21 protein-coding genes are annotated in these 24,679 nt (G+C 59.9%); 12 read left to right on the forward strand and 9 right to left on the reverse strand.

Features of this window, described 5'->3' with window-relative positions; genetic code table 11:
* Positions 1-40 precede the first annotated feature (40 nt).
* A complete protein-coding gene (apbC, locus tag FHU12_RS13655) occupies positions 41-1,153 on the reverse strand; it encodes an iron-sulfur cluster carrier protein ApbC (protein WP_141969950.1) in 1,113 nt (370 codons plus the stop codon).
* Between the two features lie 159 nt (positions 1,154-1,312).
* Here apbC and metG point away from each other — a divergent pair, with 159 nt between their 5' ends.
* The 8 genes from metG to sanA all read left to right on the forward strand — a co-directional run bounded on the left by metG (position 1,313) and on the right by sanA (position 11,066).
* Positions 1,313-3,340, forward strand: coding sequence for a methionine--tRNA ligase (metG, locus tag FHU12_RS13660; protein WP_141969952.1), 2,028 nt, complete (start codon positions 1,313-1,315; stop codon positions 3,338-3,340).
* Positions 3,341-3,562: 222 nt separating this feature from the next.
* Entirely contained in the window at positions 3,563-4,630 is a 1,068-nt protein-coding gene (locus FHU12_RS13665) for a sugar ABC transporter substrate-binding protein (protein WP_141969954.1), read from the forward strand.
* Positions 4,631-4,761: 131 nt separating this feature from the next.
* The gene (locus FHU12_RS13670) at positions 4,762-5,973 is read left to right on the forward strand and encodes an MFS transporter (protein ID WP_141969956.1); all 1,212 of its coding nucleotides are present in this window, start codon (positions 4,762-4,764) and stop codon (positions 5,971-5,973) included.
* Between the two features lie 138 nt (positions 5,974-6,111).
* The gene (locus tag FHU12_RS13675) at positions 6,112-6,519 is read left to right on the forward strand and encodes a CidA/LrgA family protein (RefSeq protein ID WP_025302154.1); all 408 of its coding nucleotides are present in this window, start codon (positions 6,112-6,114) and stop codon (positions 6,517-6,519) included.
* Entirely contained in the window at positions 6,516-7,211 is a 696-nt protein-coding gene (locus FHU12_RS13680; RefSeq protein WP_019454415.1) for a CidB/LrgB family autolysis modulator, read from the forward strand. The genes FHU12_RS13675 and FHU12_RS13680 overlap by 4 nt, the downstream gene beginning before the upstream one ends.
* 138 nt (positions 7,212-7,349) lie before the next feature.
* Positions 7,350-8,234, forward strand: coding sequence for a cytidine deaminase (gene cdd / locus FHU12_RS13685; RefSeq protein WP_141969958.1), 885 nt, complete (start codon positions 7,350-7,352; stop codon positions 8,232-8,234).
* 221 nt (positions 8,235-8,455) lie between these two features.
* Positions 8,456-10,153 (forward strand): NAD-dependent malic enzyme, encoded by a 1,698-nt coding sequence (locus FHU12_RS13690; protein WP_025302151.1) that lies wholly within the window; start codon positions 8,456-8,458, stop codon positions 10,151-10,153.
* Positions 10,154-10,322: 169 nt separating this feature from the next.
* Positions 10,323-11,066, forward strand: a complete 744-nt coding sequence (gene sanA / locus FHU12_RS13695) for an outer membrane permeability protein SanA (protein ID WP_060432736.1) — start codon at positions 10,323-10,325, stop codon at positions 11,064-11,066.
* A gap of 67 nt (positions 11,067-11,133) precedes the next feature.
* Here sanA and mglC read toward each other — a convergent pair whose 3' ends face one another.
* The 7 genes from mglC to FHU12_RS13730 all read right to left on the reverse strand — a co-directional run bounded on the left by mglC (position 11,134) and on the right by FHU12_RS13730 (position 19,504).
* Positions 11,134-12,144 carry a galactose/methyl galactoside ABC transporter permease MglC gene (gene mglC, locus FHU12_RS13700; protein WP_004938953.1) on the reverse strand — a complete coding sequence of 337 codons (1,011 nt, stop codon included), beginning with the start codon at positions 12,142-12,144 and terminating at the stop codon, positions 11,134-11,136.
* Positions 12,145-12,155: 11 nt separating this feature from the next.
* Positions 12,156-13,664, reverse strand: coding sequence for a galactose/methyl galactoside ABC transporter ATP-binding protein MglA (gene mglA, locus FHU12_RS13705; protein ID WP_033637724.1), 1,509 nt, complete (start codon positions 13,662-13,664; stop codon positions 12,156-12,158).
* A 99-nt stretch (positions 13,665-13,763) separates the two neighbouring features.
* Positions 13,764-14,756, reverse strand: coding sequence for a galactose/glucose ABC transporter substrate-binding protein MglB (gene mglB, locus FHU12_RS13710; RefSeq protein WP_141969960.1), 993 nt, complete (start codon positions 14,754-14,756; stop codon positions 13,764-13,766).
* A gap of 264 nt (positions 14,757-15,020) precedes the next feature.
* Positions 15,021-16,058, reverse strand: a complete 1,038-nt coding sequence (gene galS, locus FHU12_RS13715) for an HTH-type transcriptional regulator GalS (protein WP_141969962.1) — start codon at positions 16,056-16,058, stop codon at positions 15,021-15,023.
* A 126-nt stretch (positions 16,059-16,184) separates the two neighbouring features.
* The gene (gene yeiB / locus FHU12_RS13720; protein ID WP_141969963.1) at positions 16,185-17,357 is read right to left on the reverse strand and encodes a DUF418 domain-containing protein YeiB; all 1,173 of its coding nucleotides are present in this window, start codon (positions 17,355-17,357) and stop codon (positions 16,185-16,187) included.
* A gap of 79 nt (positions 17,358-17,436) precedes the next feature.
* Entirely contained in the window at positions 17,437-18,102 is a 666-nt protein-coding gene (gene folE / locus FHU12_RS13725; RefSeq protein WP_004938969.1) for a GTP cyclohydrolase I FolE, read from the reverse strand.
* A gap of 244 nt (positions 18,103-18,346) precedes the next feature.
* Positions 18,347-19,504, reverse strand: a complete 1,158-nt coding sequence (locus FHU12_RS13730; protein ID WP_141969965.1) for a YbfB/YjiJ family MFS transporter — start codon at positions 19,502-19,504, stop codon at positions 18,347-18,349.
* 105 nt (positions 19,505-19,609) lie between these two features.
* Here FHU12_RS13730 and ptrR point away from each other — a divergent pair, with 105 nt between their 5' ends.
* The 4 genes from ptrR to FHU12_RS13750 all read left to right on the forward strand — a co-directional run bounded on the left by ptrR (position 19,610) and on the right by FHU12_RS13750 (position 23,328).
* Entirely contained in the window at positions 19,610-20,530 is a 921-nt protein-coding gene (gene ptrR, locus FHU12_RS13735) for a putrescine utilization regulator PtrR (RefSeq protein WP_141969966.1), read from the forward strand.
* 29 nt (positions 20,531-20,559) lie between these two features.
* On the forward strand, positions 20,560-21,684 hold the full coding sequence (locus FHU12_RS13740) for an S-(hydroxymethyl)glutathione dehydrogenase/class III alcohol dehydrogenase (RefSeq protein ID WP_043142415.1): 1,125 nt from the start codon (positions 20,560-20,562) through the stop codon (positions 21,682-21,684).
* A 14-nt stretch (positions 21,685-21,698) separates the two neighbouring features.
* Positions 21,699-22,541, forward strand: coding sequence for an S-formylglutathione hydrolase (gene fghA, locus FHU12_RS13745; RefSeq protein WP_141969968.1), 843 nt, complete (start codon positions 21,699-21,701; stop codon positions 22,539-22,541).
* Between the two features lie 460 nt (positions 22,542-23,001).
* Positions 23,002-23,328, forward strand: coding sequence for a hypothetical protein (locus FHU12_RS13750; RefSeq protein ID WP_074181154.1), 327 nt, complete (start codon positions 23,002-23,004; stop codon positions 23,326-23,328).
* A 433-nt stretch (positions 23,329-23,761) separates the two neighbouring features.
* On the opposite strand, the gene gsiD is transcribed toward FHU12_RS13750, so the two are convergent.
* Positions 23,762-24,670 carry a glutathione ABC transporter permease GsiD gene (gene gsiD / locus FHU12_RS13755; RefSeq protein ID WP_185742310.1) on the reverse strand — a complete coding sequence of 303 codons (909 nt, stop codon included), beginning with the start codon at positions 24,668-24,670 and terminating at the stop codon, positions 23,762-23,764.
* Positions 24,671-24,679: the final 9 nt, after the last annotated feature.

Genomic DNA, 24,679 nt, shown 5'->3' on the forward strand with positions numbered 1-24,679 from the left:
CCCGGCGTTTAAGCCGGGTTCTTGCATTGCCATAGGCCGATTACAGCGCGCGGAACGCAATCTCCGTCGGGATCGTCTCGCCCTGCCAATACATCTGCGCGGCCACGCGGCCGGCGAGCTGGCGATACATCTCGGCAAATTCGCTGTCCGGGCGGCTGATCACCGTCGGCGTACCGCGATCCAGATCTTCGCGCAGCGAGATATGCAGCGGCATCTGCCCCAGCAGACGGCTGTGGTATTTCTGCACCAGCTTCTCGGCGCCGCCGGTGCCGAAGATCGGCTCATGGTGACCGCAGTTGCTGCAGATGTGCACGCTCATGTTCTCCACGATGCCCAGCACCGGCACATGCACTTTCTCGAACATCACGATGCCCTTGGCGGCATCCAGCAAAGCGATATCCTGCGGGGTGGTAACCACCAGCGCGCCGGTCACCGGAATGTTCTGCGACAGCGTCAGCTGAATGTCGCCGGTGCCCGGTGGCATGTCCAGCACCAGATAATCCAGATCCGGCCACAGCGTATCCTGCAACAGCTGCATCAGCGCCTTGCTGGCCATCGGGCCGCGCCACACCATGGCATTGTCGTCGGTCACCAGATAGCCGATGGAGTTGGTCGCCAGGCCATGCGCCATGATTGGCGCCATATGCTGACCGTCCGGCGAAGTCGGCCGCTCATGTTCGGTGCCCAGCATATTGGGGATCGACGGGCCGTAAATGTCGGCGTCCAGAATGCCGACCTTGGCCCCTTCGGCGGCCAACGCCAGCGCCAGGTTGACGGCGGTGGTGGATTTCCCCACCCCGCCTTTGCCGGAGCTGACGGCAATGATATTGCGCACGCCTTTGATACCGGCCTGGCCGTTGGCACGCTTCAGCGTCGTAATATCGTGTTTCAGCTTCCAATCGATGGCCGCGGCGCCGGTCACGCGCAACAGCTCGGGGCCGACGCTCGCCTGCAGCGCCTCAAAACCGCTCTGCCAGGCAAACGGCATCGCCAGTTCGATATGCAGTACATCGTCCAGTAACGCGCAGTGATGAATGGCCTTCAATGCGGTCAGGTTGTTTTTCAACGTCGGGTGTTCAAAGGCGGCCAGTACACCGGTCACCAGGGCGCGCAGAACTTCGGGGTTGGTCTGCTCAGGGGATTTTGCGTTCATCCCGGCTCCTTGATTTTGAATGGGTAGCTTCCGGCTAAGCATATCAGAACTGCCCGGCGGCTGGCGCGTATAACCTGCAAGAAACCGCCCTAGCAGCGAAGGGCGCGATCGGTTAACATCGAAGGCCCTTTTATTCATTACAGAAAGCAAGTTCTCACTATGGCTCAAGTCGCGAAAAAATTATTGGTGACGTGCGCGCTACCGTACGCAAATGGTTCCATCCATCTCGGCCACATGCTCGAGCACATCCAGGCGGATATCTGGGTGCGTTACCAACGAATGCGCGGCCACGAAGTGCATTTCATCTGCGCGGACGACGCGCACGGCACGCCGATCATGCTGAAAGCGCAGCAACTGGGCGTCAAGCCGGAAGAAATGATCGCGGAGATGAGCCAGGAGCACCAACAGGATTTCGCCGGCTTTGGCATCAGCTATGACAACTACCATTCGACCCATAGCGATGAAAACCGTGAGCTGTCCACCCTGATTTACAGCCGCCTGAAAGAAAACGGTTTTATCAAGAACCGCACCATTTCCCAGCTGTACGATCCGGAGAAAGGCATGTTCCTGCCGGACCGTTTCGTGAAGGGCACCTGCCCGAAATGCAAATCACCGGATCAGTACGGCGACAACTGCGAAGTGTGCGGCGCCACCTACAGCCCGACGGAACTGATCGATCCGAAGTCCGTGGTTTCAGGCGCGACGCCGGTGATGCGCGACTCCGAACACTTCTTCTTCGACCTGCCGGCCTTCAGCGAAATGCTGCAGGCGTGGACGCGCTCCGGCGCGCTGCAAGAGCAGGTGGCGAACAAGATGCAGGAGTGGTTCGAATCCGGCCTGCAGCAGTGGGACATCTCCCGCGATGCGCCTTACTTCGGTTTCGAGATCCCGGATGCGCCGGGCAAGTACTTCTACGTCTGGCTGGACGCGCCGATCGGCTACATGGGCTCCTTCAAGAACCTGTGCGACAAGCGCGGCGATCTGGACTTCGACGAATTCTGGCGCAAAGACTCCACCACCGAGCTGTATCACTTCATCGGTAAGGACATCGTCTACTTCCACAGCCTGTTCTGGCCGGCGATGCTGGAAGGCAGCAACTTCCGCAAACCGACCAACCTGTTCGTGCACGGCTACGTGACGGTGAACGGCGCTAAAATGTCCAAGTCGCGCGGCACCTTCATCAAGGCCGGCACCTACCTGCAGCATCTGGATGCCGACTGCCTGCGCTATTACTACGCCGCCAAGCTCTCTTCACGCATTGATGACATCGATCTCAACCTGGAAGACTTCGTGCAGCGCGTAAACGCCGACATCGTCAACAAGGTGGTGAACCTGGCGTCGCGCAACGCCGGCTTTATCAACAAACGCTTCGGCGGCAAGCTGGCCGACAGCCTGGCCGATCCGGCCCTGTACCAGACCTTCGTCGACGCGGCGCAGAGCATCGCCGAAGCTTACGCCGGCCGCGAGTTCAGCCGCGCGATCCGCGAAATCATGTGGCTGGCCGATTTGGCCAACCGTTACGTGGATGAGCAGGCACCGTGGGTGGTGGCGAAGGAAGAAGGCCGCGATGCCGATCTGCAGGCCATCTGCTCGATGGGCATCAACCTGTTCCGTGTGCTGATGACTTACCTGAAGCCGGTGCTGCCTTCGCTGACCGAACGCGCCGAAACGTTCCTCAACGCCGAGCTGAGCTGGGACGCGATCCCGCAACCGCTGCTGGGCCACCAGGTGAACGCATTCAAAGCGCTGTTCAACCGCATCGATCTGGACAAGGTCAGCGAAATGGTCAACGCCTCGAAGGAAGACATGGCCGCCGCCAAGCCGGTGACCGGTCCATTGGCCGATGATCCTATTCAGGAAACCATCACCTTCGACGACTTCGCCAAGGTAGACATGCGCATCGCCCTGATAAAGAGCGCCGACTTTGTCGAAGGCTCCGACAAGCTGCTGAAACTGCAGCTGGATCTGGGCGGCGAATCGCGCCAGATCTTCTCCGGCATTCGCTCCGCTTACCCGGATCCGAAAGCGCTGGAAGGCCGACTGACCATCATGGTCGCCAACCTGGCGCCGCGCAAAATGCGTTTCGGCGTTTCGGAAGGCATGGTGATGGCGGCGGGCCCTGGCGGGAAAGAGATCTTCCTGCTGAGCCCGGACAGCGGCGCGCAGCCTGGCATGCAGGTCAAGTAACTGCGCCGGCGTGTCACATCGAGGGTCGAGCTTGCTCGGCCCTTTTTTAATGCCTCAAACCCGGCGTTATAAGCAGTAAGAAAAAGTCATAACCGCTCTGATTCCCTCGCCCGCCGCATCTCGCTATGATGCTCCGCAACAACAAATAGACGTCCAGACAGAAAGACTGCTATAACAGACCTTCACCGGGATCGTTTCCCTGCTTTTTTGGAGCCTATAATAATGAAAAACTTCAAGACTTCGCTGCTCGCCCTCAGCCTGCTGGCCGCCCTGCCGCTGCAGGCGGCGGAAAACGCCGCCGTGCCGGCCGCCATTGCTCAGCACCAGGGGCCGGTGCGTATCGCGGTGATCCGTAACCTCGGATCCGACGACAACACCACGCAATTTTTAGCGGGCGCCATTCAGGAAGGGCGCAAGCTGGGCTTCAAGGTGGACACCTTCCTCAGCAACGGCGACGACGCGCGCTTCCAGGACTTCGTCAACCAGGCTATCAGCCAGAAATATGACGGCATCATTCTTTCGCAGGGGCGAGCCCCCTATTCCACCGATCTGGTCAAACGCATCGCGGCGGCCGGCATCGCCGTCGCGGCTTTCGATACCGACGTCAGCGGCAGCATTCCCGGCGTTACCGTCTCGCAGCAGGACGACGCTTCACTGGCCAACGCCTCCTTCGGCCAGCTGGTGAAGGATTTCAACGGCCAGGCCAACATCATCAAACTCTGGGTGGCCGGCTTCCCGCCGATGGAACGCCGCCAGGCCGCCTATCAGCAGCTGCTGAAACAGCATCCGGGCATTCATGAGCTGGAATCGATCGGCGCGGTCTCATCCGACGTACAGGGCGATACCGCCAACAAGGTGGGCGCGGTGCTGGCTAAATACCCGAAAGGCAAGATAGACGCCATCTGGGGCACCTGGGACGCCTTCACCCAAGGCGCTTACAAAGCGTTGAAAGAGAACGGCCGCACCGAAATCAAACTGTACAGCATCGATATCTCCAACCAGGACTTGCAGCTGATGCGCGAAGCCGGCAGCCCGTGGCAGGTCAGCGTGGCGGTGGATCCGAAGCTTATCGGCGCAGTCAACCTGCGCCTGGTGGCCAACAAGATCGCCGGGGAAAGCACGCCGGACAGCTATCAGTTCAAAGCGACGGTCATTCCGCAGGCGCTGTTGCTGGCGCAGCCGGGGCCGGTCAACGTCGCCGGGCTGGCGAAGATCATCCCCGGCTGGGGCAGCAGCAGCGACTTCGTGCAGCCGTGGTTCGCCACGCTGCAGGCCGAACACGGTAAATAATGCTGTTTTTGACGAGGCTGCCGACGCAGCCTCTGTTTTTAAACTAATTTTCGGCTTCCCCCTTCCGTCCTCGCCAAAATACGCTATGTTATCTGCATTGCCCAATAACTGTATGCATAAACAGGCTTCGAATGAAGGGATTCCCCTCGCTGATTAACACGCTGCTGGCCAGTTCGCTGGTGTTGACCATCGGCCGCGGCGTGACGCTGCCGTTCATTACCATCTATCTCACCGAGCATTTCCATCTGCTGCCGAAGAGCGTGGGCGTGATCCTGGGCGTCAGCCTGACCCTCGGCATCCTTGCCAGCCTGTACGGCGGCTATCTGGTGGACAAATTCAGCAAGAACCGCCTGATCCTGCTGTCGATTTTATTGTTTGCGCTGAGCTTCTTCGCCCTTCCCTGGATCCCGCGCCCCGGCGGCGTGATCGTGGTGCTGGCGATCCTGCATACCTGTTATTCGGTGCTGAGCATCACCATTAAAGCCTGCTTCGCCGACTGGCTGCCGGTTGAGCAGCGCATCAAGGCTTTTTCAATCAACTACACGCTGGTCAACGTCGGCTGGGCGATCGGTTCTGCACTCGGCGTTCTGGTGGCCGGGCTTAGCCCGCTGCTGCCGTTTTACCTGTCGGGCGGGTTGGCGCTGGTGACGGTGGCGACGCTAAGCCTGCGCTTGCGCGGTCGGGAACAGCGCGCAACGCCAGCCGCCGCCCCCACAGCGCTCCCCAACTTCCGCCAGACGGTGACTATCCTGCGCAGCGATCGGCGGCTGATTTACTTCACCCTCGGCAGCACCCTGGGCGCCGTCGTGTTCGGTCAGTTCACCGGCTATCTGTCGCAATACCTGATCACCGTCTCCAGCGCCGAGTTCGCCTACAAAATCATCGGGCTGGTGATGATCGTCAACGCCAGCATCGTCATCGCTCTGCAATACCTGCTCAGCCGCGGCATGCGTCAGGAAAACATGCTGCGCTGGCTGGCGCTGGGCACGCTGTTTTTCATCGTCGGGCTGCTCGGTTTTATGATGGCCGGCCAGGCGGTCTGGCTGTGGCTGGCGGCGATGGCGGTGTTTACCCTCGGCGAAATCATCGTGATCCCGGTGGAATACATGTTCATCGACTTTATCGCGCCGCCGCACCTGAAAGGCAGCTACTATGGGGTACAGAACCTCAGCGCGCTGGGCGGTGCCATCAACCCGGTGCTGTGCGGGGTGCTGCTCAGCTATGCCGCGCCGCCGCTGATGTTCGTGATGCTGATCGTCGCCGCACTGCTCAGCCTGCTGTTTTTCTTCCTCGGCCACCGGCTGGCAGAACACGCGGCGGCAGCGGCCGAAGACACGCGCTGAACCCGCGCGTGGCAGCCATTGCGGGCTGTCAACCCGCCGATCGGGTATGGCACCCATAGCGATAATTCATGGTGCGATCTGTGGCATGGCTCACAGTTTAATTGTATGATGAATGCAGCAATTAAACGGGGAAAGACAATGGCCAACGTGCTCACACTGTGCTGGAAATACCTGAGAGCCCTGCTCCTCATCTACCTGTGTCTGTTCGTCGGCAATGCAGTGGCGGCGCTGCTGCCGTTCGCCATTCCCGGCAGCATTCTCGGCATGCTGCTGCTGTTCGCCCTGCTCTCGACCCAGATTATGCCGGCCAAATGGGTTAAACCCGGCTGCCATTTGCTGATCCGCTATATGGTGCTGCTGTTCGTGCCTATCGGCGTCGGGGTGATGAAATACTACGATCAGATCGTCGCGCATCTTGGCCCGCTGGTCATCTCTTGCCTCATCAGCACGCTGATGGTGCTGGTGGTAGTCGGCTATACCTCACACTATTTTCACCGCGAGCGCCGCATCGCCGGTAAGCCCGACGACACGGAGGGCAACCCATGATCCATGAAATCTGGTGGTCGCTGCCGCTGACGCTGGCGGTCTATTTCGCCGCGCGCTGGCTGGCGCGCAAGCTGAACATGCCGCTGCTCAATCCGCTGCTGGTTTCCATGGCGGTGATCATCCCGCTGCTGCTGCTCACCGGCATCCCCTATGAGCGCTACTTTCAGGGCAGCAAAATCCTCAACGATCTGCTGCAGCCGGCGGTCGTCGCGCTGGCCTTCCCGCTGTATGAACAGCTGCACCAGATCCGCGCGCGCTGGAAGTCGATTATCGCGGTGTGCTTCATCGGCAGCCTGACCGCCATGATCAGCGGCGGCGCCATCGCCCTGTGGCTGGGCGCCACGCCGGAAATCGCCGCCTCTATCCTGCCGAAATCGGTCACTACGCCAATCGCCATGGCCGTCGCGGACTCGCTCGGCGGTATTCCGGCGATCAGCGCGGTCTGCGTCATTTTCGTCGGTATCCTCGGCGCCGTGTTCGGCCATACGTTGTTCAACCTGCTGAAAATCACCACCCACTCGGCGCGTGGCCTGGCGATGGGCACCGCATCCCACGCGCTGGGCACCGCACGCTGCGCGGAGATGGACTACCAGGAAGGCGCTTTCGGCTCGCTGGCGCTGGTAATCTGCGGCATCATCACCTCGCTGCTGGCACCTTTCCTGTTCCCGGTGCTGCTGCACCTGTTCGGTTGAACAGGGTGAAACTTGCGATACATCTCGCATTTATGTATCTCATTGCATTAATTTCATCAATTAAGAGACATAAGTCACAATTTAATGTCTCTGGCCTGCCTAGAATGTCATCCCGTTAACCTGTAGAGAGACCCTTCTATGCATCCGCGTTTTCACACCGCTTTCAGCGCACTGCCCGCGACACTGCAATCCGCCCTGCTGCCCTATCTGGACGCGCCTGACTTCCCGGCAATGTTCACGGCCGAGCAAGCGGCGGCGATCCGCTCAGGCTGCGAGTTGGACGATGACGCGCTGGCATTCGCGCTGCTGCCGCTGGCGGCGGCCTGCTCGTTAACCCCAATATCACACTTCCACGTCGGCGCCATCACACGCGGGCAAAGCGGCAACCTCTATTTTGGCGCCAATATGGAATTCAGCGGCGCGCCGCTGCAGCAATCCGTGCATGCGGAACAAAGTGCGGTGACGCACGCCTGGCTGCGCGGCGAAAAAGCGCTGGCCTCGGTCACCGTCAACTACACGCCGTGCGGCCACTGCCGCCAGTTTATGAATGAGCTGAACAGCGGCGGCGAGCTGCAAATCCGTTTGCCGGGCCGCGCGCCGGCCACGCTGGCGGACTATCTGCCGGACGCCTTCGGCCCGAAAGATCTGGATGTCGCTTCGCTGCTGATGGATGAAGTCAATCACGGCCACCAGCTGGCGCTGAACGATGCGCTGACGCAGGCGGCGCTGGCGGCGGCCAACCGGAGTCACGCGCCTTACAGCAACGCCCACAGCGGCGTGGCGCTGGAAACGACAGACGGCATTATCTATGCCGGCCGCTATGCGGAAAACGCCGCCTTCAACCCTAGCCTGCCGCCGCTGCAGGCCGCGCTGATCTTGCTGAACCTCTCCGGTGGCGATTGCCTGAACATCCGCCGCGCCGTGCTGGCCGAACCGCAGGACGCGATCGTCAGCCAGTGGGACGCCACCCGCGCGACCCTGGCGTCGCTGGGCTGCCAGAACGTCAGCCGCGCCGCTTTCTAAGCGCACCACGGCGGGGCCATCCGGTTCCGCCGTTAACAGCCCCGCCCGCCAAATACAATGCCCCAACGCCGCCAGAGAAACTTTCTTTAGTTAAAAAATCATTTGATTGTCGATAATTACGCCAACCTGGTTCATCATCTGGCAACAAATGCTGTACATCTTCTCTTTATCTCTTAGGATCGTCGGCAATAAAGTTATCTGATACGTGAAGAGTAAAACTGATGGAACTAGAATACGAAAGCAAACGCCCGCTCTACATCCCTTACGCCGGCCCGATTCTGCTGGAATTTCCGCTGCTGAACAAAGGCAGCGCTTTCACCGAGGAAGAACGTAGCCACTTCAACCTGCACGGCCTGCTGCCGGAAGCGGTGGAAACCATCGAAGAACAGGTGGAACGCGCCTACCGCCAGTACCAGGATTTCAAGAACGATAACGACAAGCACATCTATCTGCGCAACATTCAGGACACCAACGAAACCCTGTTCTATCGCTTGCTGGACTCGCACCTGAGCGAGATGATGCCGATCATCTACACCCCGACCGTCGGCGAGGCCTGCGAACACTTCTCCGATATCTATCGCCGCGCGCGCGGGCTGTTCATTTCCTACCCGAACCGCGATCGCATCGATGACATGCTGCAAAACGCCACCAAGCAGAACGTCAAAGTGATCGTTGTCACCGACGGCGAGCGTATCCTCGGCCTGGGTGACCAGGGCATCGGCGGCATGGGTATCCCCATCGGCAAGCTGTCGCTGTACACCGCCTGCGGCGGCATCAGCCCGGCCTACACCCTGCCGGTGGTGCTGGACGTCGGCACCAACAACCCGCAGCGCCTCAACGATCCGCTGTACATGGGCTGGCGCCATCCGCGCATTTCCGGCGAGGAGTACCACGCCTTCGTCGAAGAGTTTATTCAGGCGGTCAAACGCCGCTGGCCGAACGTTCTGCTGCAGTTCGAAGACTTCGCGCAGAACAACGCCACCCCGTTGTTGAACCGCTATCGCGACGAGATCTGCTGCTTCAACGATGACATTCAGGGCACCGCCGCGGTGACTCTCGGCAGCCTGATCGCCGCCAGCCGCGCCGCCGGCAGCCAGCTGCGCGATCAGACCGTCACCTTCCTCGGTGCCGGTTCCGCCGGCTGTGGCATCGCCGAGCAGATCATCGCGCAGATGAAGTCCGAAGGGTTGAGCGAAGACGAAGCGCGCGCCCGCGTATTCATGGTCGACCGTTTCGGCCTGCTGACCGACAAACTGCCTAACCTGCTCGATTTCCAGAGCAAGCTGGTACAGAAGAGCGACAACCTGACCGGTTGGGAAACCGCCAGCGACGCCATCTCGCTGCTGGACGTGGTGCGCAACGCCAAGCCGACCATTCTGATCGGGGTGTCCGGCCAGCCGGGGCTGTTTACCGAAGAGCTGATCCGCGAAATGCACAAGCACTGCGAACGCCCTATCGTGATGCCACTGTCCAACCCGACTTCGCGCGTGGAAGCCCGTCCGGAAGACATCATCAACTGGACCGACGGCGCCGCCCTGGTGGCGACCGGCAGCCCGTTCGCACCGGTGAGCTATAAAGAGCAGCTGTATCCGATCGCCCAGTGCAACAACTCCTACATCTTCCCGGGGATTGGCCTCGGCGTGCTGGCCTCCGGCGCCACCCGCGTCACCGACGCCATGCTGATGGCCGCCAGCCGCGCGCTGGCGGACTGTTCGCCGCTGGCCACCGACGGTCACGGCGCACTGCTGCCGAATATCGACGATATTCAGGGCGTGTCGAAGTGCATCGCCATGGAAGTGGGTAAAGCGGCGCAGCTGCAGGGCGTGGCAATCGTCACCTCCGAAGACGCGCTGTCTAAAGCCATCGAGCACAACTTCTGGCGGCCGCAGTACCGCAGCTACAAGCGCACCTCGTTCTGATTGACGCGCTGAAATGACCCAGCCCGGCTCCGCCGGGCTTTTTTGTGCGGCAAAACCGCCTAAAAATGCGGCGTTGCGCGTGCTTCAGGCGGTTCGCGTCTTGCGTCGATCGGTCAGGTAAAGTAGCCTTGATCCATCTTTTTCAGCCCGGCGCGCGTAAGGCAACAACATGTGGAAACGCCTGATCATCAGCCTGTTCATCATCATTGCGGTGTTGATGGGTTCGGCTATTGCGCTCGATCGCTGGATTAGCTGGAAAACTGCACCTTACGTCTACGACGAACTGCAGGAGCTGCCGCACCGCCAGGTTGGCGTGGTGCTCGGCACGGCCAAGTATTACCGCACCGGGGTGATCAACCAGTACTACCGTTACCGCATTCAGGGGGCGATTAACGCCTATAACAGCGGCAAGGTGAAATACCTGCTGCTGAGCGGCGACAACGCCCAGCAAAGCTACAACGAACCGATGACCATGCGCCGCGATCTGATCGCCGCCGGCGTGGCGCCGAGCGATATCGTGCTGGATTACGCCGGCTTCCGCACCCTGGATTCCATCGTGCGCACCCGCAAGGTGTTCGACACCAACGACTTCATCATCATCACCCAGCGCTTCCACTGCGAACGGGCGCTGTTCATCGCCCTGCACATGGGCATTCAGGCGCAGTGCTATGCGGTGCCGTCGCCGAAAGACATGATGACGGTGCGGGTCCGCGAGATTTTCGCCCGTCTGGGCGCGCTGACCGATCTGTACATCCTCAAGCGCGAGCCGCGCTTCCTTGGCCCGCTGATCCCGATCTCAGCCATGCACACCGTGCCGGAAGACGCCCAGGGCTATCCCGCCGTGTCACCGGAACAGCTGGTGGAGCTGGAGCACAAGCTGAAAGAAGAGAAGCAGAAAGCCAAACAGCCCTGACGCGGCAAACGCCCAAAAAGAAAGGCCGGCAAAATAGGCCGGCCTTGTTGTCTGTGCTGCGGGAAATCTACTTCTTCTTGGCGTATTTCAACGAGTCCAGCGCCACGGCGAAGATGATGATGCTGCCCTTGATGATGTACTGCCAGTACGGGTTGATACCGATATAAGTCAGGCCGTAGTTGATGACGGTAAAGATGATCACCCCGGTCACCACGCCCCACACCGTACCCACCCCGCCGGCGAAGGAGACGCCCCCCACCACGCAGGCGGCGATGGCGTCCAGCTCATACATAAAGCCAAGGTTGTTGGTGGCGCTGCCGATGCGCCCCGCTTCCAGCAAGCCGCCGAAGGCGTAGAACACGCCGGACAGCGCATAGATCATGATCAGGTTCAGCGGCACGTTGACGCCGGACACCTTGGCCGCTTCCGGGTTGCCGCCGATGGCGAAGATGTTCTTGCCGAAGCGGGTCTTGGTCCACAGGATCCAGACGAATATGATGGCGATCAGCGCATAGAAGGTAATGTACGACAGCTTAAAGTCGCCGAAGCGCAAGAAGCCCTGGGCAAAGGTGGAAAACTTCGGATCGAAACCCGCGACCGGCGAAGCGCCGACCGAATCGTAATACAGCGAGTTGATGCCGTAGACGATGATCATGGTGCCCAAGGTGGTGATGAAGGGCGTTACGTTGAGATAGGCGATAATCAGGCCGTTAACCAGACCGATCACCGCGCCGACCGCACACACCAGCAAGATGACCAGGGGAATCGACCAGGTTTCCATGTGCGGGAATACCTTGTTGACGTTATCCATCGATTGCAGCAGCGTGGCCGCCACCACTGCCGCCAGCCCCACCTGCCGCCCGGCGGACAGGTCGGTGCCCTGAGTCACGATCAGCCCCGCCACGCCCAGCGCGATGATGATGCGCACCGAAGACTGTGTCAGGATGTTGCTCAAGTTCATCAGGCTGAGGAAGGTAGGATCCTGAATGATGATGATGGCCAACAGCACCAGCAACACCACGTAAATGCCGCCTTCCTTGAAATAGGTAAATAAGGTTTTTTTATTTAGCGCGTTCATAATTCCGATCCTTAAAGGTGCAGGGAGGCGAGACGTAAGATTTCATTTTGCGAGGTCTGTTTGGTATTAACGATGCCCGCAACCTGACCATTGCTCATCACCAAAATACGGTCGGTGATCCCCAAAAGCTCCGGCATTTCGGACGAGACGATAATGATCCCCTTGCCCTTCTTCGCCAGTTCGGTCATCAGCTGATAAATCTCGAACTTGGCGCCCACGTCGATGCCGCGCGTCGGTTCATCCAGCATCAGGATCTCCGGCTGCGTCAGCAGCCAGCGGCCGATGATCACCTTCTGCTGATTGCCGCCGGACAGCGAGCCGATATGGGTGTGATGCCCCGGCGTTTTCACCCGCATGGCGTCGATCACCCACTGGGTGTCGCTCTTCATCCGCGCGTTATCCAGCAGGCCGAGCTTGTTTTTATAGTTGCGGATATTGGAGATCAGCGAGTTGAAGCCCACGTCGAGGTAAGCATAAATCCCGGTGGATCGGCGCTCTTCGGTCACCAACGCAAAACCGTGGTTGATTGCTTCGTTGGCGCTGTGGTTATCGATCGCTTTACCGTGCAGCTTGATAGTGCCCGCCACCTTTTCGCGAATGCCGAACAGCGTCTCGACGATATCGGTGCGTTTGGCGCCCACCAGCCCGGCGATGCCGAGGATCTCGCCCTGATGCAGATCGAAGGACACATCGCGGATCGAGGGCTGGCGCAGCGACGTCAGGTTCTTCACCTCAAGGATCACTTCGCCCGGCGTGTTTTGCCTGTCGGGGAAACGCTGGCTCAGCGAGCGGCCGACCATCATGGCGATGATCTTGTCCATATCCAGCCCTTCCAGCGGCTGGGTGGCGATCCACTGACCATCGCGCAGCACCGTTATCTCGTCGCACAGCTGGAAGATCTCTTCCATCTTGTGCGAGATATAGACGATGCCGCAGCCGCGCTCTTTCAGCTTGCGGATGATGGTGAACAGGTGATTGACCTCTTTTTCCGTCAGCGAAGAGGTCGGTTCATCCATGATGACGATTTTGGCGTCGTAGGAGAACGCCTTGGCGATTTCGATCATCTGCATCTGCGACACCGACAGGTTGCCCACCTTTTCGCGCGGGTTGATGTCGATATCCAGCTCGTCGAAGATCGCCTGGGTGTCTTTGAGCATTTTTTCCTGATCGACGAACAGGCCTTTGGTCGGGTAACGCCCCAGCCACATGTTGTCCATCACGGTGCGTTGCAGCACCAGGTTCAGCTCCTGATGCACCATGGATACGCCGTGTTCCAGCGCTTCCTTCGAGCTCTTGAAATCGATTTCCCGGCCCTGAAACACAATGCTGCCGCTGTCTTTTTTGTAAATGCCGAACAGGCATTTCAGCAACGTCGATTTCCCCGCGCCGTTCTCCCCCATCAGGGCGTGAATAGAGTGCGGACGGACGCGTAAATTGACATTGTCCAAGGCTTTGACGCCGGGAAACGACTTACAGATATCCGTCATTTCCAGCAAAAATTCGCGTGAGCTATCGGCCATAAATACACCTGGCTTAACGATCTTGCAGTCGTAAACATCCCCGCCGGCGGTATTCCTGGTGTTGGCGCCGCCGGCGGGGTCTTAGCGGGATCTCAATTCTTATTTAACAAACTGAGACAGGTTGTCTTTATCTACGCCGACGTAAGGAATACGCACGACTTTATTTTCGACTTTATATTGGGTGCCTTCGGTGGCCGGTTTGCCCGCCGCCAGGTTTTTCGCCAGCTCGAAGGTGGCTTTCGCCTGGTTGTCGGCATCGTTCAGCACCGTGCCCGCCATCGCGCCGGATTTCACCAGCGCCAGCGCTTCAGGCAACGCATCGACGCCAAACACCGGGATACTGGTCTTGTTGTGCGCTTTCAGCGCTTCCACCGCGCCCATCGCCATGGCGTCGTTGTTGGCGATCACCACTTCAATCTTGTTGGCATTCGGGCCGGAGAGCCAGGCGTCCATCTTGTCTTTCGCCTGCGCGGTATCCCACATCGCGGTATCCATCTGCAGCTGCTGGGTCTTGATACCCTTTTCATTCAGCGTTTTCACCACGTAGGTGGTGCGCGCTTCGGCATCCGGGTGGCCCGGTTCGCCCTTCAGCAGCACGTACTGGATCTGGCCGTCTTTGTTCAGGTCCCAGGCCGGGTTGGCTTTCCAGTGTTTGGCGATCAGCTCGCCCTGGATCACGCCGGACTCTTTGGAGTCGGTGCCGACGTAATACGCCTTGTCGTAGCTGTCCAGCGCCTTGCGGGAAGGTTCTTTGTTGTAGAACACCACCGGGATATCGTTTGCGCGCGCCTTATCGATAACCACCGGCGCCGCGGCCGGATCGACCAGGTTGATCGCCAGCGCTTTCACGCCCTTGGCCAGCAGCACGTCGATCTGATCGTTCTGTTTGGACTGGTCGTTCTGCGAGTCATTCATCAGCAGGGTAACGTCCGGGGAGGCTTTAGCGTCTTTCTCAATCGCCTTGCGCACCACCGACATAAAGTTGTCGTCGTATTTGTAAATCGTGACGCCAATACGGGTATCAGCATGGGCTGCGGCGCCAAACATCATGGCTGCGGCCATGGCGGCCAGGGTGAAAACCTTCTTATTCATTGTCAGTCTCCGGTTCTGTGTAGGGTATTACTCGTCTTTGAGCCAATGGTCACCGGCAGTGCGCACACCCCAGGCCAGGCGATTTCCACTCAACACCTGTCGTCCGTGGATCTTGTTATTTCCGAGAAATGCTGTGTCAGCGCGAGATAAAGGTTGCAGCGGCAAGGGCCTTTGCGCCGGAAAACGCCTAGAGCATAGACGGCGTGATGTTAATATTCTGTGAATTTTCTCACAGATTGAAAACGGTTACACAAGATTAAATCGTCAGAGAGTGACCGTCACCTCACTTTGCCAGGGGGCGACAGAATGGCGCCGCACCAGCGTCGGCATGAACAGATGAGCGGCCTGCGGCTCCGCCAGGCCTGCTGCGCCCTGCAATGCCAGCTCGGTGGCCAGCGTGGCCATCGAGACGATCGGGTAGCGCACCGTGGTGAGTTTGGGGCTGGTGTAACGCGCAATGGGAATGTCGTCGAAGCCGATCAGCGAGAAATGCTGCGGCACCGTGATACCGTTTTCTTTCAGCACCGCCATGGCGCCGGCGGCCATGGCGTCGTTGTAGGCGAACACCGCGCTCAGCTGTAGGTTACGCCCCAACAGTTCCACCATCGCCGCCTCGCCGCCCTGCAGATCCGGCGAACCGTAGGCGCGCCAGTTGTCCGATGTGGCCAGCCCGGCGGCGGCCATCGCCTGCGCATAGCCCTGCTGGCGCAGCGGCCCGTCTTCGATCGGGTGATTGGAGCCCAGATAGCCGATGCGCCTATGGCCCTGCGACAGCAAAAGACGCATCGCCATTTCCGCGCCGCAGACGTTATCCAGCCCGACGCAGCGCGGCTCATAGCCGGGGATAATCCGGTTGATCAGCACCATGCCCGGCACCTGCTCCAGAAAGCCGATCAGCTCGGCGTCGCTCAGGGCTTTGGCATGAACAATCAGGGCATTACAGCGCTGGCGGATCAGCACTTCGATCGCGTGGCGCTCTTTGTCCGCCTGATGATAGCTGTTGCCGATCAGCAGATACTTGTGGTGTTTCTGCGCCACCGTGTCTACCGCTTTCACCAGCGCACCGAAGAACGGATCGGAGACGTCCATCACCACCACGCCCAGGGTATCGCTGCTTTGGGTCGCCAGCGCCTGCGCGTTGGCATTGGGCCGGTAGCCCAGTTCCGCCACCGCCTGCAACACCTGCTCGCGCGTCTCCTTGCTGGTCAGCGCGCTGTGGTTCAGCACGCGGGAGACGGTCGCCACGGAAACCCCGGCGCGTTTCGCCACGTCGCGAATGGTGATCGGATGAACTGGAGGCATGCGGGATCCTGAAATCGGGGTAGTGGCCGGTGGCGCTATCCTACCCCGATTGGCTCGCTGCTCGCGTGAATTACGTCACAGGAAAGAAAACGTTTACATACATTTTTTTAACCTGCCGGCAGACGCTCACTTCAGCGCTTTGGGTTCCGCTTCGCCGGCGGCCAGCTGCGTCAGCTTGCGCCACAGCCACTCCATCGGCCCCTGTTCGAAGTAACGCAGCCACAGTGCGGAAAACGCCAGGTTGGCCAGCCAGACCAGCGGCACGAACGCCAACAGCTGCAGCCGGTCGAACTGCTCATAGAGGCCAAAGCGATAAAACAACGTGGTGCAGATCAGCGTTTGCAGCAGGTAGTTGCTCAACGCCATACGCCCCACCAGGGTCAACCAGTGGGCGATGCGCATGCGCGACAGCGTGGGCCAGAAACCGTAACACAGCGCCAGATAGCCCATCGCCTGCAGCGGGGCGCCCAGCTCACGCGGTACCTGCAGCAGGAAACCGCTCCAGCGATAATCCCAATGGACCTGCCATTGCAGCGCCACCGCCGGCAGTTGAATCAGCACCGAAAGCGGCAGCAGCCACGCCGCCTGCCGCAGGTAATAGGCTGAGGAATAACTGCCGCGCAGCCAGCCGCTGCGCATCAGCCCGGCGCCGAACAGCATCAGACCCGCCAGTTCCCAGCCATACTGCGCGCCGATGGCCAGCAGGCTGGACGAGAGCAGATCGGTGCGGCTGCGCCAGGCTTCGAAACCGCCCTGCAGCTTCCAGAACTTCTCGTACTGCAGCTCCGCCACGCCCGGCTGCCAGAAGCTGCCCGGCTCACCGTGCGAGACGAAGCCAAGCAGCAGCAGCACCGCCACGCCGATCAGGTAGAGCACCACGCCGGTTTTCAGCAGCTGGAAAGTTTCTTTGGCCTCGCGGATCATACGCCAGCACACCAGGCCGATCAGCCCGTAGGCCAGCAGAATATCGCCGTCCCACAGGAAGATGGCGTGGGCAAGGCCGAACAGCACCAGCCACGACAGCCGCGCGCGGATCCAGCTTTTGCCGCGCCGCAGCAGCATGTGCAGCCCGGCGCCGAACAACAGCGCGAACATCGCCAGGAACTTGGCCTGGGCGAAGAGATCGAGCAGCGCCCAGGTCCAGGCGTCGCGCGATGACGGCATGCCCAGATAGGCCGGGTTGAGGTAGGCGGCCTTCGGCAAACCGAAGGCGCTGATGTTCAGCAATAAAATGCCGAGGATGGCGATACCGCGCACGCAGTCCAGCGTGGCGATGCGCGGCAGAGGGTGACTGTTCATTTTTTATCGCTGTCTTCCGCTCATGAAAAAGGCGCCCGCAGGCGCCTGTTGTCGTCTTGCGGGTTGCCCCGCAACGCCATCACCCCTGGTGATGACGCACCGCGCGCAGGAACTCCTGGCGGGTGTTCTGGCTGGACTTGAACAGCCCCCCCAACGAGGTGGTCGTGGTGGCGCTGGTCGCGTCGCGGATGCCGCGCGCTTTGACACAATAATGGACCGCATCGATCGATACCGCCACGTTATTGGTACCGAGCAGAGTCTGCAGCGCCACCAGGATCTGCTGGGTCAGGCGCTCTTGCACCTGCGGACGCTGGGAGAAGAACTGCACGATGCGGTTGATCTTCGACAGGCCGATCACCGAGTCTTTCGGGATATAGGCCACGGTGGCCTTGCCGTCGATGGTTACGAAGTGGTGCTCGCAGGTGCTGGTCAGCGTGATATCGCGCACCGTCACCATCTCATCCACCTTCATCTTGTTCTCGATGACGGTGATTTTCGGGAAGTTGGCGTAATCCAGCCCGGAGAAGATCTCGTCGACATACATTTTGGCGATGCGATGCGGCGTCTCCGCCAGGCTGTCGTCGGACAGATCGAGATTCAGCAGCTGCATGATTTCGGTCATGTGCTCTTTGATGCGGCGCTTGCGCGTTTCGCGATCCAGCACTTCCCCGCGCAGCGGTGTCTCCAGACCACGCTCTTCCAGTGCCGCATGCACCAGCGCGGCTTCTTTACTTAATGATGTCATGTACTTGTTCTCCTGCGGACGGAACCCGCCGGCGGCCTGGTAGGGCGTGCGGCCGGCGAATTGCTTGCTCTCGTGACGGCAGAGTTTTCGTGATGGATAACGTGAACCCGGTCAAGATTTTGCCCCCACTGTAGATGAGAGCGCGGCGATTATCCAGTGATTGTGCTTCATCCGCAGGTGAAATATTCGCATTTAGCACAATCAGGCCGGCTGCGGGATTCCACGCTTTTTGTATGGATTTTAATCAGCGCATCGCCGTTTTTTGCGCCAACCGCCGCGCCGGGGTATTCATCACCAACGCACCGGCCACCAACAGCGCCGCCACCGCCACGTACAACGCCGGCTCCAGCCGATGGGTCATGGCGGTCGACAGCGCCGACAGCATCGGCCCGACCAGTTGGCCGATCGCATAACCGGTGGTCAGCAATCCGGCCATGTAGCGCGCATGGCGCGGCGCCAGTTCACGGCCGTGCTGAAGGGCGAGCTGCACCACGCAGAGGAAACCGCCGCCGGTCAGCAACGCCCCCAACGCCAGGCCGGTCACACCCGGCACCACTTCGGCGCTCAGCACGCCCAGCGCCTGTATCCACAGCGTGATCGCCAGCCGGGTCTGGGTGGTCAGCCGATGACGGGTCAAAATGCCGATCACAATCCCCAGCACCGCCGCGCCGCCGAACACCGGCCAGACGAACTGCGCGAACAGGCTACCGGGAAAGCGCGCGGCCGCCATCTGCGACAAGAACGTCGCCGGCAGGATGTAGCCAAAGCCGGCCAGGCTGTAGCTCCACACCAGGCGTTTGAGCGCCGGCGTCAGCAGCAGCGGCTCCGGGGCCACATCCGGGCGATGCAGCTCGCCGCTGCGCGGCAGAAAGGCGCTAATTCCCCCGACCAACACCAGCGCCAGCCCGCCATACACCAGCCAGGCCTGCGCCGCCGTCAGCCCCAGCGTGTTGATGCCCACCGCCAGCATGCCGCTGAGGAAGATACCGGCGCCCGGCCCGGCGAACACCGCCGCGCTCAGCGCCGGCCGGCCGTAGTGCGCCAACCGCTCGTTGGTCCAGGCCGCCACCAGCACCATCGCCCAGCCGCTGGCCCAGCCGATGACGAAGCGCAGCGCACCGTGCATCCATTCATCCTGCGCCAGCGCCGACAGCAGCGTCAGCGCCATCGCGCCCCATACGCCCAGCCACAGGCGCCGCTCGACGTGGCGCGTGGCGCGCATCGCGTCGTAGGCGCCGCACAGGTAGCCCAAATAGTTGATCGCCGCCACCAGTCCAGCGCCGGTGAGGCTGAACTGGTGTTCCGCGATCATCAGCGGCACCTGGGGAGTGAAAGCGAAGCGGCCAATGCCCATCGCGACGATCAGCGCGGCAAAACCGCTCAAGGCAATACGTAAAGCCATACCGGTATCCAAAAGGTTAAAAGAAAGTTGCCAGTATCATGCCGCAGTATTAAACTCACAAAAACTGAATAATAGTTATCAAGTTCATCACGAAACGAGAATATTATGGATCTGACCCAGCTTCGCATGTTCTGCTGCGTAGCGGAAACCGGCTCGGTCGCCCGCGCCGCCGAGCAGCTGCACCGCGTGCCGTCGAACCTGACCACCCGGCTGCGCCAGCTTGAGCAGGAGCTGGGCGCCGATCTGTTTATCCGCGAAAAACAGCGCCTGCGCCTGTCGCCGATGGGCCATAACTTTCTGTGCTACGCCAACCGCATCCTGGCGCTCAGCGACGAGGCGATGAGCATCACCCATGCCGGTGAACCGGCGGGCAACTTCGCCCTCGGCTCGATGGAAAGCACCGCCGCCACCCGCCTGCCCTCGCTGCTGGCGGCTTACCACCAACGTTTCTCGCAGGTTTCGCTGTCGCTGACCACCGGCACCTCCGGCGAAATCGCCGATCGGGTGCGCGCCGGCACGCTGGCGGCGGCGCTGGTCGATGGCCCGGTACCTTATGACGAGTTGAACGGCTGCATCGCCTATCCTGAACATATGGTGGTGATCTCCTGCCTCGATCACGCGAAGATCCACAGCGCCAAAGACGCCAATGGCGAAACGCTGTTCGCCTTTCGCGCCAGCTGCTCCTATCGCCTGCGGCTGGAGGCCTGGTTCAAGCGCGAAGGCGCGCGGCCGGGGCAAATTATGGAGATCCAGTCCTATCACGCCATGCTGGCCTGCGTCGCCAGCGGCGCCGGGCTGGCGATGATCCCGCATTCGGTGCTCAGCCTGCTGCCGGGTCATGAGCGGGTTCGAGTTCACACCCTGCCGCCTGAAGTCGCCGACACCGCCACCTGGCTGCTGTGGCGCCGCGACGCGTTCGGGCCGAACGTGCGCGCGCTGAAAGAGTTGATTATTGAACAGACGGAAACCGCCGCTGTTGATGAAAGCACCCCCAACGATTTATCAGACGTTATCGATATCGTCTGATTTAAAAGAAAACCACTGAGGAGACTATGATGGAGATGATCAAAACCCGCGCCGCCGTTGCCTGGGGCCCGAACCAGCCGCTGAAGATCGAAGAAGTCGAGCTGATGCCACCGCAAAAAGGCGAAGTGCTGGTGCGGATCGTCGCCACCGGCGTTTGTCACACCGACGCCTACACCCTGTCCGGCAAAGATCCGGAGGGCGTGTTCCCGGCGATCCTCGGCCACGAGGGCGGCGGCGTGGTGGAAGCGGTCGGTGAAGGCGTCACCAGCGTGGCGGTCGGCGACCACGTGATCCCGCTCTACACCCCGGAGTGCGGCGAGTGCAAATTCTGTAAATCCGGCAAGACTAACCTGTGCCAGGCGATCCGCGCCACCCAGGGCAAAGGGCTGATGCCGGACGGCACCACCCGCTTCTTCAAGGACGGCAAGCCGATCTTCCACTACATGGGCACCTCCACCTTCTCCGAATACACCGTGGTGCCGGAGATTTCACTGGCGAAAATCAACAAGGAAGCGCCGCTGGAAGAAGTGTGCCTGCTGGGTTGCGGCGTCACCACCGGCATGGGCGCGGTGATGAACACCGCCAAAGTACAACCGGGCGACACCGTGGCGATCTTCGGTCTGGGCGGCATCGGCCTGTCGGCGATCATCGGCGCGCAGATGGCCGGCGCAGGCCGCATCATCGGCATCGACATCAACACCAGCAAGTTCGATCTGGCCCGCAAGCTGGGCGCCACCGATCTGATCAACCCGAAAGACTATGACAAGCCGATTCAGGACGTAATCGTCGAGCTGACTGACGGCGGCGTCGACTTCTCCTTCGAGTGCATCGGCAACGTCAACGTGATGCGTTCCGCGCTGGAGTGCTGCCACAAGGGCTGGGGCGAATCGGTGATCATCGGCGTCGCGGGCGCCGGCGAAGAGATCTCGACCCGGCCGTTCCAGCTGGTCACCGGCCGCGTCTGGCGCGGTTCGGCATTCGGCGGCGTCAAGGGCCGTTCACAGCTGCCGGGCATCGTCGAGCGCTATCTGGACGGCGAATTCGCGCTGAACGACTTTATCACCCACACCATGGGGCTGGAGCAGATCAACGAAGCGTTCGATTTGATGCACGAAGGCAAATCGATCCGTTCCGTCATCCACTTCGACAAATAAGCCAGGAGGCAGAGATGACGCTGTCATTGGAACTTCTCGAAGAGCACCGCATGTTCGGCGGCTGGCAACAGCGTTATCGCCACGCGGCGCAGAGCCTGAATTGCAACATGACATTCAGCATCTACCTGCCGCCGCCGCGCGATGACAACCCGCCGCCGGTGCTGTACTGGCTGTCGGGGCTGACCTGCAACGACGAGAACTTCACGTTGAAAGCCGGCGCGCAGCGCATCGCCGCCGAGCTGGGCCTGGTGCTGGTGATGCCGGACACCAGCCCGCGCGGCGACGAGGTGCCGAACGACGAAGGTTACGACCTGGGCCAGGGCGCCGGGTTTTACCTGAACGCCACCCAGGCGCCATGGGATCGCCACTTCCGCATGTACGACTACATCAGCGCCGAACTGCCGGCGCTGATCGAACAGCACTTCAGCGTCAGCGATCGTCAGTCGATCTTCGGTCACTCGATGGGCGGCCACGGCGCGCTGACGATGGCGTTTCGCAATCCGCAGCGCTTCCGCTCGGTATCGGCCTTCGCGCCGATCGTCAACCCGTGCCAGGTGCCGTGGGGTCGTAAGGCCTTCACCGCCTATCTGGGCAGCGACGAAAGCCAGTGGCTGCAGTACGACAGCTGCCATCTGCTGGCCAGCGGCGCGGAAAAAATGCCGGTGCTTATCGACCAGGGCGATGACGACCAGTTCCTGGCCGATCAGCTGCAGCCCGCGCGGCTGGCCGAGCTGGCGCGCCAGCGCGACTGGCCGCTGACGCTGCGCATTCAGCCGGGGTACGATCACAGCTACTTCACCATCGCCACCTTCGTGGAAGATCACCTGCGCTTCCACGCCGAGCACCTGTTCCGCTGATAAAAAAATCCGGGTGGTTAAAGCGCCCGGATTTCTTCAGATTCCGTTGATAAAAAATCGATAATTATCCTCCCATTTGCGTGGGCTGAGCGAGTGCCCAGAGATCGGCGGGCAGCCTGATACTATTTGAAAAATCAATAAAACAGGAAAAACACAAAAAATAAAACAGCGTGATATAACGAGCAAACCTCATGACAACTAACTAATTATCTGCAATCCCCACATCTAATATTATTCCAATTAATTAAATAGCCATCATTTCACCCTGATTTAAGCGACTCCTAATTATTATCATTTTATATCCTTTGATTAGCTCAGCAATTAAATAATTTAATATCCAGGCTTGTTGTGAAAATAAATTACCCTGATACGATTAAGTGTAAGGCCAGGATTAAACCCCATGCCGACGCACAGGTAAATAACGCTTTTTATTACACAGTGAACATTAAAGGAAAATACCATGAGACAAGTTCAGAAAATCACCGTAAATAATAAAGGTGGCTATGTATTTAATTTCTCAGTTCAATGGTTAGGAAGCGACGGAAAATGGAATACCACTGACTGGAACAGTGGGAATTATCCTGTCGCGCAGTCCAGAACAACACCTCCGCTTAATGAAATTGGTGTCCCGGATGATGCTTTGGCTGTAACGCCATATGGACATGCAGTGCTCGGCACTTCGGGCCAGGGAACACCGTTTGTTTCCTCTGCCTCCAACGGACAGATTGCGACCTATGATGCCGTTGGCACGACGTTAATCGGTTTTGCCATTGTGCTGATCGAGTAGCTTGGATAAAGGGAATTGCAGGCCTGAAATACCGGCAATTCCCAAAAGAGCGCGTTCAACAGCGGCAGAAGGTTTTTAATGACACGATTATCAGTAAAAACTGGCCGTACCTAACCCTGGTCAAAAAGACCTGCAACAAACCACAGCCAAAATAAAATAAAAACGCAGAGAAATAGGAATAAAATAACACGCCAGGACACATCATCAGAAGTAAAAGCAATTTATTGGCAAAACAGCTTTAACGGCATTAGCATATTGACCCCACTCATCGAGCGACGGGCAACCAAAAGTAAAGAAGAACGTGGATTTCACTTTTCCTCCCTTAATCGCGATAACAAAAAGCGAGCACGCAAAAAATTTGCAATGGTCTGAATATCCGGCAGAAACAGGCTATTCGCCATGCAGAATACCCACATGGCAATAGCTTTCTCCATCACCCCTTCAGCTTAGGATCGAGCGCGTCGCGCAATCCGTCACCCAACAGGTTGAACGCCAGCACGGTGATGAATATCGCCAGGCTGGGGAAGATCGCCACGTGCGGCGCGATCACCATATCGGCACGCGCTTCGTTGAGCATCGCCCCCCACTCCGGCGTCGGCGGCTGGGCGCCCAGGCCCAGAAACGACAGGCTGGCGGCGGTGATGATCGAGGTGCCGATGCGCAAGGTGAAATAGACCACGATCGAAGACAGGGTGCCCGGCAGAATGTGTCGCAGGATGATGGTCCAGTCCGAGGCGCCGATGCTGCGCGCCGATTCGATATAGGTCAGGTGCTTCAGCACCAGCGTGTTGCCGCGCACCAGGCGGGCGAAGGCCGGAATGCTGAAGATCGCCACCGCGACGATCACGTTGGCCATGCCGCTGCCCATGATCGCCACCACGCCAATCGCCAGCAGAATGCCGGGAAACGCGAACAGCACGTCGCAGACGCGCATGGTGAGGCGATCCCACCAGCCCTCATAGTAACCGGCCAGCAGCCCCAGCAGGGTGCCGATCGCCCCGCCCGCCAGCACCGAGAACACCCCGGCCGCCAGCGAAATGCGCGTGCCCATCAGGATACGGCTGAAGATATCGCGCCCGAGGGAATCCACGCCCAGCCAGTGCATCAGCGAAGGCCCTTCGTTCAGCCGATCGTAATCGAAATAGTTTTCCGCATCGAACGGTGCCAAATAAGGCGCCAGCAGCGCCGCCGCAATCAGCAGCAGCACGAACAGGCCGGCGACCAGCGCCGCCCGCTGGCGGCGAAAGCGCCGCCAAAACTCGTCCCACGGCGTGCGTACCGCGTTGGGATCGATAAGCGGCATCGCCTTCAGTGCAGCGTTGCGCCGCCAGTGCTTAATCATGCCGCCTCC

This window comes from Serratia marcescens, assembly GCF_006715005.1.
Classification (GTDB): Bacteria; Pseudomonadota; Gammaproteobacteria; order Enterobacterales; family Enterobacteriaceae; genus Serratia; species Serratia montpellierensis.

Excerpts from the sequence above, each read along its gene's own strand:
- apbC (WP_141969950.1), bottom strand. The coding sequence starts at position 1,153 with ATGAACGCAAAATCCCCTGAGCAGACCAACCCCGAAGTTCTGCGCGCC.
- metG (WP_141969952.1), top strand. The coding sequence starts at position 1,313 with ATGGCTCAAGTCGCGAAAAAATTATTGGTGACGTGCGCGCTACCGTAC.
- FHU12_RS13665 (WP_141969954.1), top strand. The coding sequence starts at position 3,563 with ATGAAAAACTTCAAGACTTCGCTGCTCGCCCTCAGCCTGCTGGCCGCC.
- FHU12_RS13670 (WP_141969956.1), top strand. The coding sequence starts at position 4,762 with ATGAAGGGATTCCCCTCGCTGATTAACACGCTGCTGGCCAGTTCGCTG.
- FHU12_RS13675 (WP_025302154.1), top strand. The coding sequence starts at position 6,112 with ATGGCCAACGTGCTCACACTGTGCTGGAAATACCTGAGAGCCCTGCTC.
- FHU12_RS13680 (WP_019454415.1), top strand. The coding sequence starts at position 6,516 with ATGATCCATGAAATCTGGTGGTCGCTGCCGCTGACGCTGGCGGTCTAT.
- cdd (WP_141969958.1), top strand. The coding sequence starts at position 7,350 with ATGCATCCGCGTTTTCACACCGCTTTCAGCGCACTGCCCGCGACACTG.
- FHU12_RS13690 (WP_025302151.1), top strand. The coding sequence starts at position 8,456 with ATGGAACTAGAATACGAAAGCAAACGCCCGCTCTACATCCCTTACGCC.
- sanA (WP_060432736.1), top strand. The coding sequence starts at position 10,323 with ATGTGGAAACGCCTGATCATCAGCCTGTTCATCATCATTGCGGTGTTG.
- mglC (WP_004938953.1), bottom strand. The coding sequence starts at position 12,144 with ATGAACGCGCTAAATAAAAAAACCTTATTTACCTATTTCAAGGAAGGC.
- mglA (WP_033637724.1), bottom strand. The coding sequence starts at position 13,664 with ATGGCCGATAGCTCACGCGAATTTTTGCTGGAAATGACGGATATCTGT.
- mglB (WP_141969960.1), bottom strand. The coding sequence starts at position 14,756 with ATGAATAAGAAGGTTTTCACCCTGGCCGCCATGGCCGCAGCCATGATG.
- galS (WP_141969962.1), bottom strand. The coding sequence starts at position 16,058 with ATGCCTCCAGTTCATCCGATCACCATTCGCGACGTGGCGAAACGCGCC.
- yeiB (WP_141969963.1), bottom strand. The coding sequence starts at position 17,357 with ATGAACAGTCACCCTCTGCCGCGCATCGCCACGCTGGACTGCGTGCGC.
- folE (WP_004938969.1), bottom strand. The coding sequence starts at position 18,102 with ATGACATCATTAAGTAAAGAAGCCGCGCTGGTGCATGCGGCACTGGAA.
- FHU12_RS13730 (WP_141969965.1), bottom strand. The coding sequence starts at position 19,504 with ATGGCTTTACGTATTGCCTTGAGCGGTTTTGCCGCGCTGATCGTCGCG.
- ptrR (WP_141969966.1), top strand. The coding sequence starts at position 19,610 with ATGGATCTGACCCAGCTTCGCATGTTCTGCTGCGTAGCGGAAACCGGC.
- FHU12_RS13740 (WP_043142415.1), top strand. The coding sequence starts at position 20,560 with ATGGAGATGATCAAAACCCGCGCCGCCGTTGCCTGGGGCCCGAACCAG.
- fghA (WP_141969968.1), top strand. The coding sequence starts at position 21,699 with ATGACGCTGTCATTGGAACTTCTCGAAGAGCACCGCATGTTCGGCGGC.
- FHU12_RS13750 (WP_074181154.1), top strand. The coding sequence starts at position 23,002 with ATGAGACAAGTTCAGAAAATCACCGTAAATAATAAAGGTGGCTATGTA.
- gsiD (WP_185742310.1), bottom strand. The coding sequence starts at position 24,670 with ATGATTAAGCACTGGCGGCGCAACGCTGCACTGAAGGCGATGCCGCTT.